Annotated in this window: 17 protein-coding genes and 2 pseudogenes; 8 read left to right on the forward strand and 11 right to left on the reverse strand. The window is 72.8% G+C overall.

The window, feature by feature from the left end; genetic code table 11:
• Nucleotides 1–478: 478 nt before the first annotated feature.
• The gene (locus G3I53_RS17645; RefSeq protein WP_164332592.1) at nucleotides 479–1150 is read left to right on the forward strand and encodes a lysophospholipid acyltransferase family protein; all 672 of its coding nucleotides are present in this window, start codon (nucleotides 479–481) and stop codon (nucleotides 1148–1150) included.
• Nucleotides 1151–1190: 40 nt separating this feature from the next.
• Here the strand turns inward: G3I53_RS17645 and G3I53_RS17650 are convergent, their stop codons facing one another.
• The 5 genes from G3I53_RS17650 to G3I53_RS17670 all read right to left on the reverse strand — a co-directional run bounded on the left by G3I53_RS17650 (nucleotide 1191) and on the right by G3I53_RS17670 (nucleotide 7268).
• Nucleotides 1191–2720, reverse strand: a complete 1530-nt coding sequence (locus G3I53_RS17650) for an MFS transporter (protein WP_164438536.1) — start codon at nucleotides 2718–2720, stop codon at nucleotides 1191–1193.
• Nucleotides 2717–3286 carry a TetR/AcrR family transcriptional regulator gene (locus G3I53_RS17655; protein ID WP_164338575.1) on the reverse strand — a complete coding sequence of 190 codons (570 nt, stop codon included), beginning with the start codon at nucleotides 3284–3286 and terminating at the stop codon, nucleotides 2717–2719. The genes G3I53_RS17650 and G3I53_RS17655 overlap by 4 nt, the downstream gene beginning before the upstream one ends.
• Nucleotides 3287–3417: 131 nt before the next feature.
• The gene (locus tag G3I53_RS17660) at nucleotides 3418–4389 is read right to left on the reverse strand and encodes an aldo/keto reductase (RefSeq protein ID WP_164338574.1); all 972 of its coding nucleotides are present in this window, start codon (nucleotides 4387–4389) and stop codon (nucleotides 3418–3420) included.
• Nucleotides 4390–4542: 153 nt separating this feature from the next.
• Nucleotides 4543–5976, reverse strand: coding sequence for an argininosuccinate lyase (gene argH, locus G3I53_RS17665; protein ID WP_164332870.1), 1434 nt, complete (start codon nucleotides 5974–5976; stop codon nucleotides 4543–4545).
• Nucleotides 5977–6074: 98 nt separating this feature from the next.
• Nucleotides 6075–7268 (reverse strand): argininosuccinate synthase, encoded by a 1194-nt coding sequence (locus G3I53_RS17670; protein WP_164332869.1) that lies wholly within the window; start codon nucleotides 7266–7268, stop codon nucleotides 6075–6077.
• A gap of 410 nt (nucleotides 7269–7678) precedes the next feature.
• Between G3I53_RS17670 and G3I53_RS17675 the strand changes: the two genes are divergently transcribed.
• The 6 genes and pseudogenes from G3I53_RS17675 to G3I53_RS17695 all read left to right on the forward strand — a co-directional run bounded on the left by G3I53_RS17675 (nucleotide 7679) and on the right by G3I53_RS17695 (nucleotide 12417).
• Entirely contained in the window at nucleotides 7679–8266 is a 588-nt protein-coding gene (locus tag G3I53_RS17675) for a pyridoxamine 5'-phosphate oxidase family protein (RefSeq protein ID WP_164333045.1), read from the forward strand.
• Between the two features lie 3 nt (nucleotides 8267–8269).
• Nucleotides 8270–8989 (forward strand): L,D-transpeptidase family protein, encoded by a 720-nt coding sequence (locus G3I53_RS17680; protein ID WP_164333046.1) that lies wholly within the window; start codon nucleotides 8270–8272, stop codon nucleotides 8987–8989.
• A gap of 75 nt (nucleotides 8990–9064) precedes the next feature.
• Nucleotides 9065–10447, forward strand: a complete 1383-nt coding sequence (locus G3I53_RS17685) for a ferredoxin reductase family protein (protein ID WP_164333047.1) — start codon at nucleotides 9065–9067, stop codon at nucleotides 10445–10447.
• Nucleotides 10448–10487: 40 nt separating this feature from the next.
• Nucleotides 10488–11237 (forward strand): annotated as a pseudogene (locus G3I53_RS17690) (FMN-binding protein); the annotation flags it as partial.
• 165 nt (nucleotides 11238–11402) lie between these two features.
• Nucleotides 11403–11624 (forward strand): annotated as a pseudogene (locus tag G3I53_RS33965) (FMN-binding protein); the annotation flags it as partial.
• Nucleotides 11617–12417, forward strand: coding sequence for an FAD:protein FMN transferase (locus G3I53_RS17695; protein ID WP_343240640.1), 801 nt, complete (start codon nucleotides 11617–11619; stop codon nucleotides 12415–12417). The pseudogene G3I53_RS33965 and the gene G3I53_RS17695, both read left to right, overlap by 8 nt.
• A gap of 402 nt (nucleotides 12418–12819) precedes the next feature.
• Here G3I53_RS17695 and G3I53_RS17700 read toward each other — a convergent pair whose 3' ends face one another.
• From G3I53_RS17700 to argC, 5 genes are read right to left on the reverse strand one after another with little or no spacing between them, the layout of a single operon-like run.
• On the reverse strand, nucleotides 12820–13359 hold the full coding sequence (locus G3I53_RS17700; protein WP_164333049.1) for an arginine repressor: 540 nt from the start codon (nucleotides 13357–13359) through the stop codon (nucleotides 12820–12822).
• Nucleotides 13360–13366: 7 nt separating this feature from the next.
• Nucleotides 13367–14575, reverse strand: coding sequence for an acetylornithine transaminase (locus tag G3I53_RS17705; RefSeq protein WP_164333050.1), 1209 nt, complete (start codon nucleotides 14573–14575; stop codon nucleotides 13367–13369).
• Nucleotides 14572–15501: an acetylglutamate kinase gene (gene argB / locus G3I53_RS17710; protein WP_164333051.1), complete on the reverse strand. Its 930-nt coding sequence runs from the start codon at nucleotides 15499–15501 to the stop codon at nucleotides 14572–14574. The genes G3I53_RS17705 and argB overlap by 4 nt, the downstream gene beginning before the upstream one ends.
• On the reverse strand, nucleotides 15498–16649 hold the full coding sequence (gene argJ / locus G3I53_RS17715) for a bifunctional glutamate N-acetyltransferase/amino-acid acetyltransferase ArgJ (RefSeq protein ID WP_164333052.1): 1152 nt from the start codon (nucleotides 16647–16649) through the stop codon (nucleotides 15498–15500). The genes argB and argJ overlap by 4 nt, the downstream gene beginning before the upstream one ends.
• Complete coding sequence (gene argC / locus G3I53_RS17720) at nucleotides 16646–17674, reverse strand: N-acetyl-gamma-glutamyl-phosphate reductase (RefSeq protein ID WP_164333053.1); 1029 nt, start codon at nucleotides 17672–17674, stop codon at nucleotides 16646–16648. Before argC ends, argJ begins: the two co-directional genes overlap by 4 nt.
• 173 nt (nucleotides 17675–17847) lie before the next feature.
• On the opposite strand from argC, the gene G3I53_RS17725 reads away from it, so the two are divergent.
• Entirely contained in the window at nucleotides 17848–18288 is a 441-nt protein-coding gene (locus tag G3I53_RS17725; protein WP_164333054.1) for a DUF6314 family protein, read from the forward strand.
• A gap of 21 nt (nucleotides 18289–18309) precedes the next feature.
• On the opposite strand, the gene G3I53_RS17730 is transcribed toward G3I53_RS17725, so the two are convergent.
• Nucleotides 18310–18903, reverse strand: coding sequence for a histidine phosphatase family protein (locus G3I53_RS17730; RefSeq protein WP_164333055.1), 594 nt, complete (start codon nucleotides 18901–18903; stop codon nucleotides 18310–18312).
• Nucleotides 18904–19017: the final 114 nt, after the last annotated feature.

Consider the following 19017-nt stretch of genomic DNA (forward strand, 5'->3'; position numbering starts at 1 on the left):
CGGCGCCGGCCACCGCCGCGCCGAGGAGCGCCCGCCGTCCGGTTCCGCCCGCCTGCTCGTTCGACTCCCGCGTTGTCATGAGCGCTCTCTCCTGCCGTCGGCTGGTCCGGTGCGGGGCCGATCGTAGGTGGGGGCGCGTGACGGGCGGGAGACCCCGGGCCGAACACATGGGTGATGCCGCGTGTCGTCTTCTGTCGTAGGTCCGCCGTACGGCACCGGGAACGTGACGGCTCGTCCGATTCGGCGGGGCGGATCGGGGAACGCGTCCGGTGACAGGGGTGCGGGCGAATTCCGTCACACGGTGACGGGAGTGTTGCCGCCGGGCCGCGGTGAGCGCCGCAGGTAAAGCAGTGTCAATAGTGAGTAAGACCTCGGTGAACCCCATGAGCCCGGTGTGCGCGACCCCCTGGGCCGCGAGTAATGTCCTCACCTGCACGGACTCGTACGCATCGACATACCGTTCCCACCGGAGGGCCCGTTGTCCCGCTTCGCGCTCATCAAGGCAGTGCTCGGACCGATCATGCGCCTGATGTTCCGCCCACGGGTGGAGGGCGCGGAGCACATTCCGTCCGACGGTCCGGTGATTCTCGCCGGCAACCACCTGACGTTCATCGATTCGATCGTCCTTCCCATCGTCTGCGACCGGCAGGTCTTCTTCATCGGCAAGGACGAGTACGTCACCGGCAAAGGGCTCAAGGGCCGGCTCATGGCGTGGTTCTTCACCGGTGTCGGCATGATCCCGGTCGACCGCGACGGCGGCCGGGGCGGAGTCGCGGCGCTGATGACCGGCCACCGGGTGCTGGAGGAGGGCAACGTCTTCGGCATCTACCCGGAGGGCACGCGCTCCCCCGACGGCCGCCTCTACCGGGGCCGCACGGGCATCGCCCGGCTGACGCTGATGACCGGGGCGCCCGTCGTGCCGTTCGCCATGATCGGCACCGACAAGCTCCAGCCGGGCGGCGCGGGTCTGCCCCGGCCGGGCCGGGTCACGGTGCGTTTCGGCGAGGCGATGGAGTTCTCCCGCTACGAGGGCATGGACCGCGACCGCTACGTGCTGCGCGCGGTGACCGACTCGGTGATGACCGAGGTGATGCGGCTGTCCGGGCAGGAGTACGTCGACATGTACGCGAGCAAGGCCAAGGCGGCCTGACGCCGCCCGCAGCCGCCCGCCCGGGCACCGGGCCGGCGGGTCAGTGCGCGGCCTCCCCTTCCAGGCGCTGGCCCCGGAGCATGAACCAGGCCGCCACCGCGGCCGCCAGGAGGACCGTGGCGCCCACGCCCGCGGCGAGGACCAGCCCGTCCACGAAGGACTGCCGGGCCGCGTCGAGCATCGCCGCGGCCGTGTCGGGGGGCAGTGTGCCGGCCGCTTCGACGGCACCGCCGAGCGACTCGTGGGCGGCGGCCGGGGTGCCGGCCGGGCCGGTGAAGCCGCGGTAGACACCGGTCACGACGGATCCGAGCACGGCGATGCCGAGCGCGGCGCCGAGTTCGTAGGCCGTCTCGGACACGGCGGAGGCGGCGCCCGCCTGGTCCTTGGGCACGCTGGAGAGGATCACGTCGGCCGTCACCGTGAAGGCGAACCCGGCGCCGAGTCCGACGACCAGGAGCGCGGCCCCGAGCAGGGGGTAGCCGGTGGAGCCGTCGATGGCGGTGAGGGCGGCCAGTGACAGACCGATGGCGGCGAGTCCCCCGGAGACGACCGCGCGCACCGACAGCCGGCGGGCGGCCCGGCCGGCGACCAGTCCGGCCGCCACCGCCCCGATCGCGGCGGGCAGTTCGGCCAGTCCCGCTTCCAACGGGCGCCTGCCCTGCACGAGTTGCAGGTACTGGGAGAGGAAGAACACCAGTCCGGACAGGCCGAGGATGGTCAGCAGGTCGGCGAGCACGGCCCCGCTGAAGCCGCGGTGCCGGAACAGCCTCATGTCCAGCAGCGGGACCGGGAGCCGGAGCTGGCGGCGGACGAAGCCGCGCAGGGCGCCCACGCCGAGCAGTCCGGCGGCGACTGTGACCCAGCCGAAGCCGTGGGAGGCCGTCTCCTTGACCGCGTAGACCACGGCGACCATGCCGACCAGGGACAGCAGGACGCTGGCCAGGTCCCAGGGGCCGGGGTTCGCGGTGCGGGACTCGGGGAGCAGCCGGGCGCCGACGAGGACCAGGACGGCCATCACGGGCAGGTTGATCAGGAAGACCGAGCCCCACCAGAAGTGCTCGAGCAGGAACCCGCCCATGATCGGTCCGACGGCGGTGCCGGCGGAGGCGGTCGCGCCCCAGACGCCGACGGCGAGACTGCGTTCGCGCGGGTCGTGGAAGAGGTGGCGGATCAGCGCGAGGGTGGCCGGCATGAGGGTCGCTCCGGCGACGCCGAGCAGGGCCCGCGCGACGATCAGCATCTCGGGGCTGGTGGCGTAGGCGTTGAGCACGGAGACGGCGCCGAACGCGGTGGCGCCCACGAGGAGGATCCGCTTGCGTCCGATGCGGTCGCCGAGGCTGCCCATGGAGACGAGCAGACCGGCGATGACGAACGAGTAGATGTCCCCGATCCAGAGCAGCTGGCTGCCGGAGGGCGCGAGGTCCTCGCTGATGTAGGGGGTGGCGAGGCCGAGGACGGTCGCGTCGACCGCCACCAGCAGCACGGCGAGCACCAGCACGCCGAGCGCCAGCCACCGGCCCGGCCGCTGCGTCATCTCGTCGGTCCGGGCGGGGTGGACGGTGCCGGTCATGCGTGGTTCCTCGCCTGCGCGGTGTCGGGGCGCCGGACGCCGCCGAGCAGCAGTTCGACGATCATGTGGGTGAAGTCCTTGGGGGCGACCCGGCCCTCGGCCACCGCCCAGGCGGCGGAGGCGAGCAGTCCGTAGAGCGCCTCGGTGAGCCAGGCGGGGCTCAGGTCGACGCGGAACTCGCCGTTCTCCTGGCCGCGCAGGAAGAGGGCGGCGAAGGCGTCGTCGATGCGGGTCCAGCCGTCGTTCTGCTCCTCGCCCTCGAAGAGCTGGTTCTCGGTGTAGAGGAAGGCCAGCAGGCCGGCGTGCGGTTCCATCCGGGCGACCAGCCGGCGCACCGCGTCGCTCGCGGAGCCCTCGTCCGTCCGGGCGGTCTCCAGGGCGGCCTCGCACTCCTCGATGGCGAGCGCCTCCAGCGCCCGCACCAGCGCGTCGCGTCCGGCGAACTGCCGGTGCAGGGTGGCGCGGCTGATGCCCGCCGACCGGGCGACCTCGTCCAGGGTCGAGGTGGGTTTGCGGGTCAGCAGAGAGGCGGCGGCGCGCAGCACCTGTTCACGATCGACGGCCATGAGACGAGACTAGCGCACGTGAGACATTGATGTCTCACTCGGGGCGCGCCTGTCTCAGGATGAGGGCAGCGTCACACTGGCCCGTGCGGTGCCGGGACCGCGTGGGGCCGGGGGGAATGGCGGCCCGGGGGTCAGTGCCAGGGCAGCTGTCCGCGCTTCTCCCAGTAGGTGCCGGGGTCCTCGGCGAGCGCTTCGAGGCCCGCGAGACGGTCGTCGTCGAGGTCGACCACCGGGGCGTGCAGGTTGGAGGCCAGCTGGACGACGGTCGCGGCACCGGAGAGCACCACGCCCGCCCAGGGCCGGCGCAGCACGTAGGCGAGGGCCACCGCGTCGCACCCCAGGCCGGCCTCCTCGGCGACCGCGCGCAGCGGCTCCGGGGCGTCGGGTCCGGCCAGCCGCCCGTTGGCCATGCCCTCCTTGACGATCACGGTGAGCCCGGCGTCGTGGGCCTCGGCGAGCGCGGGTCCCGCGGAGGTCTCCAGCACGTTGTACGTCGACTGGACGGTACGGAAGAGCGGCTCGCCGTCGACGGTGACGGCGAGGGCGGCGCGGACGGCGTCGGCCTGGGCCGGGCCGCTGGTGGAGAAGCCGACGGTGAGCCCCTCGGCCGCCGCCTCGGCGAGCCGGGCGTGCAGTTCCTTGTCGGTGAGGGCGGGGCTGTCCGGGGTCACCGAGTGGATCTGGTACAGGTCGAGCCGGTCGCCGAGCAGGGCCGCCGACTCGGCGCGCTGGCGTTCGAAGGCGGCGAGGGAGTGGTCCTTGACCTCGTGCCGCTCGGCGTCGGTGGACCAGTCGGCGGTGTAGGTGTAGCCCCACTTGCTGCCGACGACGACGTCGTCGTGCTCGGGGTGCGCCGTCAGCCATGCGGCGAGGAACTCCTCGGCGCGGCCGTAGGAGCGGGCCGTGTCGATGTAGCGCACGCCCTGGGCGTACGCCGCGTCGAGCAGTTCGTGGGTGCGGGCGCGCAGGTCGTCGACGGTGCGGCGGTCGCCGAGGTCGTGGTCCCGCCCGAGGTTGATGTAGCCGGGGCGGCCGACCGCGGCGAGGCCGAGGCCGATGTGGCAGGTGGGGGTCGTCGCTGTGGCCAGGCGGGCGAAGGGCATCGCGGGCTCCGTCGGTCGGCTCAGGTACGGACGTCCGACCCAACGTAACCCGCGCCGCCCGTTCGCTCCGCCGGACGCAGAAGGCCGGCCCGGCCGACGGTGCGCCCCGCCCGCCCCGCGGCGCCCGGCGGGTGTCCGCCGGGTGCCGCCCGGTCAGCTCCGCTGCTTCGCGGTCGCCCACGCGTGCTGGGCCGCCACGTCGGCCTTGACCTCCGCCAGCTGGACGGCGACCGCGTCGGGGGCGGTGCCGCCCCGGCCGTTGCGGGAGGCCAGGGCGCCGGGGACGTCGAGGACCGAGCGCACCTCCGGGGAGAGGTGGGCGGAGATCTTCGCGAACTGCTCGTCGGTGAGCTGGTCGAGTTCCTTGCCCTCGGCCTCGGCGGCCTTGACGCACTCGCCGGCCACCTCGTGGGCGACGCGGAACGGGACCCCCTGCCGTACCAGCCACTCGGCGATGTCCGTGGCCAGCGAGAACCCGGCCGGGGCCAGTTCCTCCATGCGCTCGCGGTGCACGGTGAGGGTGGCCATCATGCCGGTGAAGGCCGGCAGCAGGATCTCCAGCTGGTCGATGGAGTCGAAGACCGGCTCCTTGTCCTCCTGCAGGTCGCGGTTGTAGGCGAGCGGGAGGGCCTTGAGGGTGGCGAGCAGGCCGGTCAGGTTGCCGATCAGGCGCCCCGACTTGCCGCGCGCGAGTTCCGCGATGTCCGGGTTCTTCTTCTGCGGCATGATCGACGACCCGGTGGAGAAGGCGTCGTGCAGGGTCACGAAGGAGAACTCCTTCGTGTTCCAGATGATGACCTCCTCGGCGATCCGGGAGAGGTTCACCCCGATCATCGCGGTGATGAAGGCGAACTCGGCGACGAAGTCGCGGGAGGCCGTGCCGTCGATGGAGTTGGCGGCGCTGCCGTGCTCGAAGCCGAGGTCCTTCGCGACCGCCTCCGGGTCCAGCCCGAGGGAGGAGCCGGCCAGCGCGCCGGAGCCGTACGGCGAGACGGCGGTGCGCTCGTCCCACTGGCGCAGCCGCTCCGCGTCCCGGGACAGCGCCTGGACGTGGGCGAGGACGTGGTGGGCGAAGAGGACCGGCTGGGCGTGCTGGAGGTGGGTGCGGCCGGGCATGGCCACGTCCGGGTGGGCCTCGGCCAGGCCGATCAGCGCGTCCTGGAGCTCGGCGATCAGACCGCCGATGACGCGGGCGTGGTCGCGCAGGTACATCCGGAAGAGGGTGGCCACCTGGTCGTTGCGGGAGCGGCCCGCGCGCAGCTTGCCGCCCAGGTCGGGGCCGAGGCGCTCCAGGAGGCCGCGTTCCAGGGCGGTGTGCACGTCCTCGTCGGCGACGGTGCCGGTGAAGGAGCCGTCGGCGACGTCCGCCTCCAGCCGGTCGAGGCCGGCGATCATTTGGGTCAGCTCGTCCTCGGTGAGCAGTCCCGCGGTGTGCAGCACGCGCGCGTGGGCGCGGGAACCGGCGATGTCGTACGGCGCCAGGCGCCAGTCGAAGTGGACGGACGCGGACAGTTTCGCCAGGGCCTCGGCGGGACCGTCGGCGAAACGGCCGCCCCAGAGCCGTACGTCACCGCTGTTGCTGCTCACTTGCGTTGCTCCTCGAAGGCTGTGGATGTGCCACCGCCTCCTCACGGTGGGTGAGGAGGCGGCAGTCAGGCTACTGCGGGTGAGAGCCCGCCGGGTGCCTACGCCAGGTCCCGCTTCGCCGCGATCTTCGACGACAGGCTGTAGATGTCGATGAAGCCCTTGGCGGCGGCCTGGTCGAAGCTGTCGCCGGTGTCGTACGTGGCCAGGTTGAAGTCGTACAGCGACGACTCGGAGCGGCGGCCCGTGACGACGGCCCGGCCGCCGTGCAGGGTCATCCGGATGTCGCCGTCGACATGCCGGCTGGCCTCGTCGATGAAGCCGTCCAGGGCGCGCTTGAGCGGGGAGAACCACTGGCCGTCGTAGACCAGTTCGCCCCAGCGCTGCTCGACCTGCCGCTTGTAGCGGGCCAGTTCGCGCTCGACGGTGACGTTCTCCAGCTCCTGGTGGGCGGTGATCAGGGCGATGGCGCCGGGCGCCTCGTACACCTCGCGGGACTTGATGCCGACGAGGCGGTCCTCGACCATGTCGATCCGGCCGACGCCCTGGGCGCCCGCCCGCTCGTTGAGCTGCTGGATCGCCTGGAGCACGGTGACCGGCTTGCCGTCGATGGCCACCGGGACGCCCTGCTTGAAGCTGATGACGACCTCGTCGGGCTCACGGGCGAGGGCCGGGTTCTGGGTGTACTCGTAGACGTCCTCGATCGGGGCGTTCCAGATGTCCTCGAGGAAGCCGGTCTCTACGGCGCGGCCGAAGACGTTCTGGTCGATGGAGTACGGCGACTTCTTGGTGGTCGCGATGGGCAGGCCCTTGTCCTCGCAGAAGGCGATGGCCTTGTCGCGGGTCATGGCGTAGTCGCGGACCGGGGCGATGCACTTCAGGTCGGGGGCGAGGGCGACGATGCCGGCCTCGAAGCGGACCTGGTCGTTGCCCTTGCCGGTGCAGCCGTGGGCGACCGTGGTCGCGCCGTGCTTCTGCGCGGCGGCCACCAGGTGCTTGACGATGGTGGGCCGCGACAGCGCGGAGACCAGCGGATAGCGGTCCATGTAGAGGGCGTTGGCCTTGATCGCCGGGAGGCAGTACTCGTCGGCGAACTCGTCCTTGGCGTCCGCGACCTCGGCCTCGACGGCGCCGCAGGCCAGGGCGCGCTTGCGGATGACGTCCAGGTCCTCGCCGCCCTGGCCGACGTCGACCGCAACGGCGATGACCTCGGCGCCCGTCTCCTCGGCGATCCAGCCGATGGCGACGGAGGTGTCCAGACCGCCTGAGTAGGCGAGTACGACGCGCTCGGTCACGGGTTTCTCCTCACAGTGCATTCGCTGATATGCATGAGTATGCAGGAGGATGCATGATTCGTCAATCCGCCCGGCCGGAGCCCTGGAATCGAGGGGCGGCACCGCCCGCGGCCCGGACGGCCGACGCCCCACCCGACCGGCCCCGCCCCGCCCGCGGCTGAACACCCGGAACCGCTCCCCCGTATGGCTCTGCGACGCAGGCGCCGCGCCGGTCCCCGCCCCCACCCGGGCCTCCGCGGTGCCCGGCCCCCGGCCGCCTGCACGCTCACCGCGTGACGTGCCAGGCGCTGTGGCCGCCCCGTGGACGCGCCGGCCGGGGCGGCCACGGACTTTCCGGCGGCACACGGCCCGGACCGGCCGGTCGGCGAATTCCTTAGACAGTCGAAAGACTTTCGCCCATACTCATGACCATGGGAAAGACCTATGAGCGCATAGACGGACGGCTGCGCACCTTCATCGAGGAGCAGCCGGTCTTCTTCACCGCCACCGCTCCCCTGTCCGCCGACGGCACGGTCAACCTCTCACCCAAGGGACTGCGCGGATCCTTCGCCGTCCTCGACGAACACACCGTCGCCTACCTCGACTTCGCCGGTTCCAACGCCGAGACCATCGCCCACCTCCGGGAGAACGGCCGGATCACCCTCATGTGGTGCGCCTTCCAGGGCCCGCCCAACATCGTGCGCGTCCACGGCCGCGGGGAACCCGTCTTCCGGGACGACCCCCGCTTCCCCGGTCTCCTCGCCCGCTTCCCCGACATCGACCACGGCTCCCACGGCCTGCGCGCCGTCATCGTCGTCACGGCCGAACTGATCCGCGACACCTGCGGCTACGCCGTGCCCTTCATGGCCTACGAGTCCGAGCGCGATCTGCACGCCAAGCGGTTCGCCCGGGAGGACGACGCCTCGCTCGACGCCTACTTCACCAAGAAGGAGCACATCGCGACCAGCATGGACGGACTGCCCGGGCTGCCGTTGCCGCTGCCGCCGTCTACGGTCTGAGCCATGCGCCCAGGTGCCGCCCCCGCCGCCGTCCTGCTCTGCCTGTCCCTCCTCGTGCTCGGCGCGGGCCGCCCGCCCGCCGGAGGGCCGGCCGCCGCACCGCTGCCGGACCGGATGGCGGACACCGGGGGCGGCACCCAGCTCATCACCGCGGTGGCACCGGACACCGGCTCCACGTCCGGCACGCTCACCTGGTGGGACCGCCGGGGCGGCCGCTGGGTGGCGGCCGGTACCGCCCCGGCCCGCTTCGGGGCCAACGGGCTGGCCGAGGGGACCACCCGCCGCCAGGGCACCAGCACCACGCCCACCGGCCTGTACCGGCTGCCGTACGCCTTCGGCATCCGCCCGGCCCCGGCCGGGACCAGGTACCCCTACCGGCCGGTGCGCCAGGACTCCTGGTGGTGCCAGGACAACGCCTCCCGCCACTACAACCGCTGGAGCGAACCCCGGGCCGCCGACTGCCGGGCCGCCGAGGCCGAACACCTGATCACCTACCGCGAGCAGTACGCGCACGCCCTCGTCGTCGGCTTCAACTACCGCGAGCCGGTACGCGGCCGGGGCGCCGGAATCTTCCTGCACGTCAACGGGCGCGGCGCCACCGCGGGGTGCGTGTCCGTGCCCGCGGAGGCCATGCGGCGGATCCTGCGCTGGGCCGAACCCGGGCGGCGCCCGCACCTGGCGATCGGCACCGTGGACGGGGCCACCGCGATCACCCGCCACTGACCTCGAACCAGGCTGAACGCTGCAGCGTCACGGCACGTATCTGTGGGCCAAGGGCCAAGTCCCCACGGAGGAACCGTGACCACCACGCTCGCCGGCGGCCGTGCCGCCCGCCGCCAGACGATGCGCCGCATCCGCCCGCGCCGCTCCCCCGCCGTGCCCCTGCTGCTCGCCGTGGGGGCGGGCGCGGTGGCCGTGCTGTGGCTGTGGTGGACGAACACCCCGTCCATCGCGGACACCACCGGCCGGGTGGTCGCCGCCGGCCGGATCACCGGACTGCTCGCCGGCTACCTGATGGCCCTCGTGGTGCTGCAGATGGCGCGGGTGCCCGCGCTGGAACGCCGGGTCGGCTCCGACCGGGTCGCGCGCTGGCACGCCATGAGCGGCCGCTACACCGTCAGCCTGGTCATCGCCCACGTCTTCCTCATCATGTGGGGCTACGCCCTCCAGGCGGGCAGGACGCTCGGCGACATCGTCCAGCAGACGGTCACCTCGGTGAACGAGCTGCCGGACATGGGCAAGGCGGCCATCGGCACCGGCCTGCTGTTCGTGATCGCCCTCATCTCGATCGGCCCGGTCCGGCGCCGGCTGCCGTACGACGGCTGGTACCACGTGCACCTGCTCACCTACGCGGCGGTGTACCTGACGTTCTGGCACCAGATCACCACCGGCAACGAGTTCGCCGTCGAACCGACCGCGAAGACGTTCTGGTACGGGCTCTACGGCACCGTGACCGCACTGGTCCTCTGGTACCGCGTGATCACCCCCGTCCGGCTGAACCTGCGGCACCGCATGCGGGTCGCGGCGGTCATCGAGGAGACCCCGGGCATCACGTCGGTGCTGATCAGCGGGCGCAGGCTGCACCGGATGGGCGCGGAGGCGGGCCAGTTCTTCCGCTGGCGCTTCCTGGCGCCGGGCATGCGGTTCAGCTCCCACCCGTACTCGCTGTCGGCGGCGCCCCGCCCCGACATGCTGCGCATCACCGTCAAGGCGATCGGCGACCACAGCTCCCGGCTCCGCGAACTGGAGCCCGGCACCCGGGTCTGGGCGGAGGGCCCCTACGGCGCGCTCACCGCGCAGCGCCGCAGCCGCGGCAAGGTGCTGCTGGTGGCGGGCGGCGTGGGCATCACCCCGATGCGGGCGCTGTTCGAGACCCTGCCCGGCGCGGCGGGGGACATCACCCTCCTGTACCGGGCGAACACCACCCAGGACCTGGCCCTGTGGGGTGAGCTGGCCAAGATCGCCGACGAGCGGGGCGCGCGCCTGATGTACGCGGTGAACAGCCCGGACGGCGAGCGGCCCGACATCTCCGCGGAGAGCCTGCAGCGCAAGATCCCGGACATCGACCGCCACGACGTCTTCATGTGCGGTCCGCCCGGATTCGCGCAGTCTGTCTACGAGGCACTGCGCGGCGCGGGGGTCCCCGCTCGCCGTATCCACCACGAGTCGTTCGAGATGTGAGCGACGGGCCGTCCACACCCCTTCAGGAGCTTGGAAAACGATGAGGAAGTCTCACCCCGTCCGGCGCGTCGTGCTGGCCACCGCCGCCACCGTCTCGGGCATCGTGCTGCTGCTGTCGCTGAAGCCCGGCTCGGACCCGGGCTCGGCCGACGCGGCCGGCGGCGCGGTCCCGCCCGCGGCGGCCCAGTCCCCGCAGGGCGGTGCCCGGGCCATCGGGGACGGCACGGTCACCGGGAACGCGGAGCAGACCCAGTACGGCGCGGTCCAGGTCCGGCTGACCGTGAGCGACGGCAAGATCACCAAGGCGGAGGCGGTGCAGGCCCCCAAGGGCGGCCAGAGCGACCAGATCACCGCCAACGCCGTACCGAAGCTGAACCAGGCCGCCGTGGCGGCGCAGAGCGCGGACATCGACAGCGTGTCCGGGGCGACCTACACCAGCGCCGGCTACAAGAAGTCCCTCCAGTCCGCCCTCGACAAGGCCGCGAAGTCGGCGGCCGGGTCCGGGCAGGGCGGGGGCGGCGCGCAGGCCCGTACGGTCACGGGTGACGCCGCCCAGACCCAGTACGGCGCCGTGCAGGTCCGCATCACCGTCGCCGGCGGGAAGATCACCAAGGCGGAGGCGGTCCAGGCCCCCAAGGGCGGGCAGAGCGACCAGATCACCGCCAACGCCGTACCCAAGCTGAACCAGGCCGCCGTGGCCGCCGGGACCGCCGACATCGACGCCGTCTCCGGGGCCACCTACACCAGCACCGGCTACCAGAAGTCGCTCCAGTCCGCGCTCGACAAGGCGGAGAAGGAGGCACCCCCGGCGTCCTCCGGCTCCTCGGGATCGGGCGGGGCGTCCGGGGCGTCCGGCTCGGACGGTGCGGGGAAGCAGCAGGGCGGCGGGGCGAAGGCCCTGGAGAACGGCACCTTCACCGGGGACGCCGAGAAGACCCAGTACGGAACGGTGCAGGTCCGCATCACCGTCGCCGGCGGGAAGATCACCCGGGCCGAGGCGGTCCAGGCGCCCAAGGGCGGGCAGAGCGACCAGGTCACCTTCAACTCCGTGCCCCGCCTGAACAAGGCCGTCGTCGAGGCCGGGAGCGCCGACATCGACGCCGTCTCCGGGGCCACCTACACCAGCGCCGGCTACAAGAAGTCCCTCCAGTCGGCCCTGGACCAGGCCGGTGGCTGAGACGGTGACCGGGCCGGCACAGGCTCCCGCCGCGGTACGTCACGTGGAGGAGACGATGGGGACCGTCTTCTCCTTCGACGTCCGCGGCGGGCAACCCGACGCCGTGCGGGAGGCGTTGGCGGAGGCGGTGGCCGGACTGCACCGGGTCGACGAGGTGTTCAGCACCTACCGCGACGACAGCCAGATCTCCCGGCTCGCGCGCGGTGAGCTCACCGTCGGGGAGTGCGATCCCGAGGTCGCGGAGGTCCTCGCGCTGGCGGAGGAGGCGGAACGGCTCAGCGAGGGCTGGTTCAGCCCCCGCTACCGGGGCCGGCTCGACCCGACCGGCATCGTCAAGGGCTGGGCCACGGAGCGCGCCGCGCGGGTCCTGGCCGAGGCGGGGGCCGCGGGCGTGAACGTCAACGGGGGCGGCGACGTCCAGCTCCTCGGCGCACCCGGGCCGGAGCGGCCCTGGCGGGTGGGCGTGTCGGACCCGGTGCGGCCGGGCGGACTCGCGGCGGTGGTGTCCGCGGCGGGGGTGGACGAACTGGCCGTGGCCACCTCGGGGACCGCCGAGCGCGGCGACCACATCGTCGACCCGCGCACGGGGCGCTCCGCGGTGACCGACCTGGTCGCGGTGACGGTCGTCGCCCCCAGCCTGACCTGGGCGGACTGCTGGGCCACCGCGGCGTTCGCGATGGGCTCGCGGGCGGGGCTCGCGTGGCTGGAGTCGTTGCCGGGGGTGGAGGCGCTGCTCATCACGGCGGGGGACGAAGTCCGTTGTACGGCGGGGTTGGCGGAGAGGCTGGGGTGAGGCGGCGGCGGGCTGCGGCGGGGCGCGGGTGGGTTTGCGCAGTTCCCCGCGCCCCTGAGAAACGGGGGCTTGGGGGCCGTGGTGGCCCGCGGGCCGTGGGCGGTTTTCGCGCAGTTCCCCGCGCCCCTGAGAAGCGGGGGTTTGGGGGCCGTGGTGACCTGCCGGCCGTGGCGGGTTCTCGCGCAGTTCCCCGCGCCCCTGGCGAGCGGGCGCTGGCGGTCGTGGTGACCTGCCGGTCGGGGGAGGTTCCGGGTGGTGTGTGCTCTCCGGCGCCGCTCAAGGGGCGCGGGGAACTGCGCGATCAACCACAACTGACCCGCAGGTCACCACCCTGCGCACCACCCACCCCCTCCTCAGGGGCGCGGGGAACTGCGCGAACAGCCACAGCACCCCGCGGAGCGCTCAGTGGCCGTTCTGCGCCAGCCGCAGCAGATGGTCGGCCAGGGCCTGGCCCCCCGTCGCCTCCCGGCTGATCAGCAGCAGCGTGTCGTCGCCGGCGATCGTGCCGAGGATGTCGTGGAGTTCGGCCTGGTCGATGGCCGAGGCCAGGAACTGGGCGGCGCCCGGCGGGGTGCGCAGGACCACGAGGTTGGCGGAGGCCTCCGCGGAGATCAGCAGCTCCGCGGAGAGCCTGCGCATCCGCTCCTCCTTCGCCGACTCCCCCAGCGGCGCGCGCGGCGTGCGGAAGCCGCCCTCGCTGGGCACCGCGTAGATGAGGTCGCCGTCGGTGTTGCGGATCTTCACCGCGTTCAGCTCGTCCAGGTCCCGGCTGAGCGTCGCCTGGGTGACGGTCAGCCCGTCGTCGGCGAGCAGCTTCGCCAGCTGGCTCTGGCTGCGCACGGGCTGCCGGTTGAGGATGTCCACGATCCGGCGGTGCCGTGCGGTGCGGGTCTGCGGTACGGCAGGCCCGGCGTGCGGTGCGTGACCCTGCTCCTGGCTCATCGTCGTCTCATTCTCCGGATCGTCCTTCCCCGCCCGCCGGCCGGCCGGCCTCGTCCAGGATGCCGGGGAGTGCCCCGAGGAAGGCGTCCACCGCGTCGTCCGCGAGGGTGAGCGGCGGCATGAGCCGTACGACATCGGGGGCGGGCGCGTTCACGAGGAATCCGGCGTCCTGAGCCGCCTGTTGCGCCTGCGGCGCGAGCGGCTCGGTGAGCACGATACCCAGGAGGAGCCCGGCGCCCCGGACATGGTCGATCAGCGGGTGGCCGAGCGCCTCGGTTCCGGCGCGGAGGCGTTCGCCCTGCCGCTTGACGTGGTCCAGGAGTCCGTCGCGTTCGATGGTGTCGAGGACGGCGAGGGCGGCCGCGCAGACGACGGGGTTGCCGCCGAAGGTGGTGCCGTGGCCGCCCGGTGCGAGCAGGTCGGCGGCCCGGCCGAAGGCGACGGTGGCGCCCAGCGGCAGTCCGCCGCCGAGGCCCTTGGCGAGGGTGACGACGTCGGGCAGGACACCGTCGTGGGCCTGGTACTCGAACCAGGTGCCGGTGCGGCCGATGCCGGTCTGCACCTCGTCGAGGACGAGCAGCGCGCCGGTGGCGGCGGTGATGGCGCGGGCGGCCTTGAGGTAGCCGGGCGGCGGGACGACGACGCCGTTCTCGCCCTGGATCGGCTCGATGATCACCATGGCGGTGTCCTCGGTGACCGCGGCGGCCAGGGCCTGGGCGTCGCCGTAGGGGACGTGGGTGACGTCGCCGGGGAGCGGCAGGAACGGGTCCCGCTTGCCGGGCTGGCCGGTGAGGGCGAGGGCGCCCATGGTGCGGCCGTGGAAGGCGCCGTCGGTGGCGACGACGTGGCCGCGTCCGGTCATGCGGCCGATCTTGAAGGCGGCCTCGTTGGCCTCGGCGCCGGAGTTGCAGAAGTAGACCTTGCCGTCGCGGCCGAAGAGCTGCAGCAGCCGTTCGGCGAGGGCGACGGGCGGCTCGGCGACGTAGAGGTTGGAGATGTGGCCGAGGGTGGCGATCTGCGCGGTGACGGCCTCGACGACGGCGGGGTGGGCGTGGCCGAGCGCGTTGACGGCGATGCCGCCGACGAAGTCCGTGTAGGCGGTGCCGTCGGCGTCCCACACGGTGGCGCCCTCGCCGCGGACCAGGGGCAGGCGCGGCGTGCCGTAGTTGTTCATCAGCGCGCCCTGCCAGCGCGCCGTCAGTTCCTCGTTGCTCACGACTCCCCCTGGGTGACCGGTGTGTCCGGTGTGTCGTCGGGCACGACCATGGTGCCGATGCCCTCGTCGGTGAAGATCTCCAGCAGGATCGAGTGCTGGACCCGGCCGTCGATGACGCGGGCGGTGGTGACGCCGTTGCGTACGGCGTGCAGGCAGCCCTCCATCTTCGGCACCATGCCCGAGGAGAGCTCCGGCAGGAGTTTCTCCAGCTGGGACGCGGTGAGGCGGCTGATCACCTCGTCGGAGTGCGGCCAGTCCTCGTAGAGGCCCTCGACGTCGGTGAGGACCATGAGAGTCTCGGCGCCGAGCGCCGCAGCGAGTGCCGCAGCCGCCGTATCAGCATTGACGTTGTAGACATGTCCGTCGTCCTGGGAACGGGCGATCGAGGAGACGACCGGGATGCGGCCGTCGGCGAGCAGCGCCTCGATGGCACCGGTGTCGATCTCGGTGATCTCGCCGACCCGGCCGATGTCGACCATCTCGCCGTCGATCTCGGGCCGGTGCCGGGTGGCGGTGATGGTGTGGGCGTCCTCGCCGGTGAGGCCGACGGCGAACGGGCCGTGCTGGTTGAGCAGCCCGACGAGTTCGCGCTGGACCTGGCCGGCCAGCACCATGCGGACGACGTCCATGGCGTCCTCGGTGGTGACGCGCAGTCCGGCCTTGAACTCGCTGACGATGCCGTGCCGGTCGAGGGCGGCGCTGATCTGCGGGCCGCCGCCGTGCACGACGACGGGCTTGAGTCCGGCGTGCCGCAGGAAGACGACGTCCTGGGCGAAGGCGGCCTTGAGGTCCTCGTCCACCATGGCGTTGCCGCCGAACTTGATGACGACGGTCTTGCCGTGGTGCCGGGTCAGCCAGGGCAGCGCCTCGATGAGGATCTGCGCCTTGGGCAGCGCGGTGTGCTTCCGGGTGGGTGTGTCGCTCATGAGGAGTAGGCGCTGTTCTCGTGGACGTAGTCGGCGGTGAGGTCGTTGGTCCAGATGGTGGCGGTGGCGTCGCCGGCCCCGAGGTCGGCGACGATGTGCACCTCGCGGTAGCGCATGTCGACCTTCTCGCGGTCCTCGCCGACACCGCCGTTCTTGCACACCCAGACGCCGTTGATGGCGACGTTCAGCTCGTCGGGCTCGAAGGCGGCCTGCGTGGTGCCGATCGCGGAGAGCACCCGGCCCCAGTTGGGGTCCTCGCCGTGGATGGCGCACTTGAGGAGGTTGTTGCGGGCGATGGAGCGGCCCACCTCGACGGCGTCGTCCTCGGTGGCGGCGCCCACCACCTCGACCTTGATGTCCTTGCTGGCGCCCTCGGCGTCGCGGATGAGCTGCTGCCCGAGGTCGTCGCAGACGGTCCGTACGGCCTCGGCGAAGGTGCCGTACTCAGGGGTGACGCCGGAGGCGCCGGAGGCGAGCAGGAGCACGGTGTCGTTGGTGGACATGCAGCCGTCGGAGTCGACCCGGTCGAAGGTGACCCGGGTGGCGTCGCGCAGGGCGCGGTCCAGGCTCTCGGCGTCGAGGTCGGCGTCGGTGGTGAGGACGACGAGCATGGTGGCGAGGCCGGGGGCGAGCATGCCGGCGCCCTTGGCCATGCCGCCGACGGTCCAGCCGTCGCGGGTGACGACGGACGTCTTGTGGACGGTGTCGGTGGTCTTGATGGCGATGGCGGCCTTCTCACCGCCGTGCTCGGTGAGAAGGCCGGCGGCGGTCTCGACGCCGGGGAGCAGCTTGTCCATGGGGAGCAGGACGCCGATGAGTCCGGTGGAGCAGACGGCGATCTCGGCGGCGCCGGTGCCGAGGACCTCGGCGGCCTTCTCGGCGGTGGCGTGGGTGTCCTGGAAGCCCTTGGGTCCGGTGCAGGCGTTGGCCCCGCCGGAGTTGAGGACGACGGCGGTCAACTTCCCGCTTTTGAGGACCTGTTCGGACCAGAGCACCGGGGCGGCCTTGACGCGGTTGGAGGTGAAGACACCGGCGGCGGCGCGGCGGGGGCCGTTGTTGACCACGAGGGCCAGGTCGGGGTTGCCGTTCTCCTTGATCCCGGCAGCGATGCCCGCCGCCGTGAATCCCTTCGCTGCCGTCACACTCACGGCGCAACTCCGATCGTCGTCAGCCCGGTGGTCTCGTCGAGACCCAGGGCGATGTTCATGCTCTGGACGGCACCGCCGGCGGTGCCCTTGGTCAGGTTGTCGATCGCGGCGATGGCGATGATGCGTCCCGCGTCGGCGTCGTGGGCGACCTGCACGGCCACGGTGTTGGAGCCGTACACGGAGGCCGTGGCCGGCCACTGGCCCTCCGGCAGCAGGTCGACGAAGGGCTCGTCGGCGAAGGCCTTCTCGTAGGCGGCCCGCACGGCGTCCGCGCCGACGCCGGGCCTGGCCGCGGCGGTGCAGGTGGCGAGGATGCCGCGGGGCATCGGCGCGAGGGTCGGCGTGAAGGAGACGGTGACCCGCTCCCCCGCCGCGGCGGAGAGGTTCTGGATCATCTCCGGGGTGTGCCGGTGGCCGCCTCCGACGCCGTAGGGCGACATGGAGCCCATGACCTCGCTGCCCAGCAGGTGCGGCTTGAGCGCCTTGCCGGCGCCGGAGGTCCCGGAGGCGGCCACGATCACCGCCTCGGCCTCGGCGAGTCCGGCCGCGTAGGCCGGGTAGAGGGCGAGCGAGACGGCCGTCGGGTAGCAACCGGGCACCGCGATGCGCTTGGACCCCTCCAGCGCGGCGCGGCGGCCCGGCAGTTCGGGCAGGCCGTAGGGCCAGGTGCCGGCGTGCGGGGAGCCGTAGAAGCGTTCCCAGTCGGCGGCGTCGGAGAGCCGGAAGTCGGCGCCCATGTCGATCACGAGCACGTCGGGGCCGAGTTGCTCGGCGACGGCGGCGGACTGCCCGTGCGGCAGGGCGAGGAAGACCACGTCGTGCCCGGCGAGGACCTCCGCGGTCGTCGGCTCCAGGATCCGTCCGGCCAGCGGTCGCAGGTGCGGCTGGAGCACGCCGAGCGGCTGCCCGGCGTTGGAGTTGCCGGTCAGGGCGCCGATCTCGACCCCGGGGTGGGCCAGGAGCAGACGCAGCAGTTCCCCGCCCGCGTATCCACTCGCCCCGGCCACTGCCACTCGTACCGTCATGGAACCTCCTCCTGAGAGGCATGACTATACGCTCGTCCGCACTTTTATGCAACGAAATACGGCGCCACGGCCGCACGGCAGTACGACACCGGGGCGCGCACACCGGCCCCGGGGCCCGGAACCGGGGCCCGCACTCCGTCACGGCAGGATGGTGCGCGGGAAGGGAGGACGGCATGGAGGAGTTCTGGCCGGTGCCGGACGTGCTGGCGTTCCTGCGGGGGACGTGGCGGGTGGAGCGGGTCGTGCGGGACCTGGCGAGCGGGGAGACCGGCACGTTCGCCGGGACCACCGCGTTCCTGCCGGACCCGGCGGGCGGGCTGCGGCACGAGGAGGCCGGCACGTTCACCTGGCGCGGGGAGGACCGGCCGGCCGAGCGGACGCTGCGTTTCCTGCCGGGGCCGGACGGCACCGCCGACGTGCGGTTCGCGGACGGCCGCCCGTTCCATCACCTGGACCTGACCGCGGGACGGCACCTGGCGGACCATCCCTGCTCGGCGGATCTCTACCGGGGCGAGTTCACCGTCCGCGACGCGGACCACTGGCGGACCGTGTGGCGGGTGCGCGGCCCGGCCAAGGACCTGGAGCTCACCACCGGCTACGCGCGCAGGGGCTGAGCGGACACCGGGTCCAGGCGGCTACGCGCGCAGGGGCTGAGCGGACACCGGGTCCAGGCGCAGGCTCCAGCGGCCCGCCCGTCCGGCGACGGTGCTCGTCGACAGGGAGCGGACGTCGATGCTCCAGTACGTCGCGGGCGGCGCCTTCAGCACGTACACCAGGGCGGCGCGGATGACGGAGGGCTCGGCCACCGCGACGACCCGGCAGCCGTCCTCGGCGGGCCGGGTGTCCAGCCAGCCGCCGACGCGGGCGATGAAGTCGAGCAGCGACTCCCCGCCGTGGGCGGTCGAGCGCGGGTCGGCGAGCCAGGCGTCCACGGCCTCCGGTTCCCGCGCCATGGCCTCGCCCAGGCTCATGCCCCGCCAGCGGCCCATGTCGCAGTCGCGCAGGGCGAGCTGCACGAGGGGGGTGTAGCCCAGACCGTCGCCCGTGGCCCGGCTGCGCGGGTTCGGGGAGCAGTAGCGCAGGTCGGACGCGGCGAGCGGGAGCAGTTCGTGGGCCACCCGCTGCACTTCGTGCCAGCCGGCCTGGTCCAGGGGCCGGTCGTCCTGGAAACGCTCGGTGAGCAGCGAGGAGCTCCCCGCGGCGGCGACGAACGTGACCCGGACTGCCATGCCGCGATGGTCGGCCCGGGAAGTCGGCAGGTCAAGGGGCACAGCCCGGCCGTCACTCCCGGTGACAGCGGCCGTACCCACCGGTAAGGACCTGCCGGGCAAAAGCCCCGAAAG

This window comes from Streptomyces sp. SID14436 (assembly GCF_010548465.1).
GTDB lineage: Bacteria > Actinomycetota > Actinomycetes > Streptomycetales > Streptomycetaceae > Streptomyces.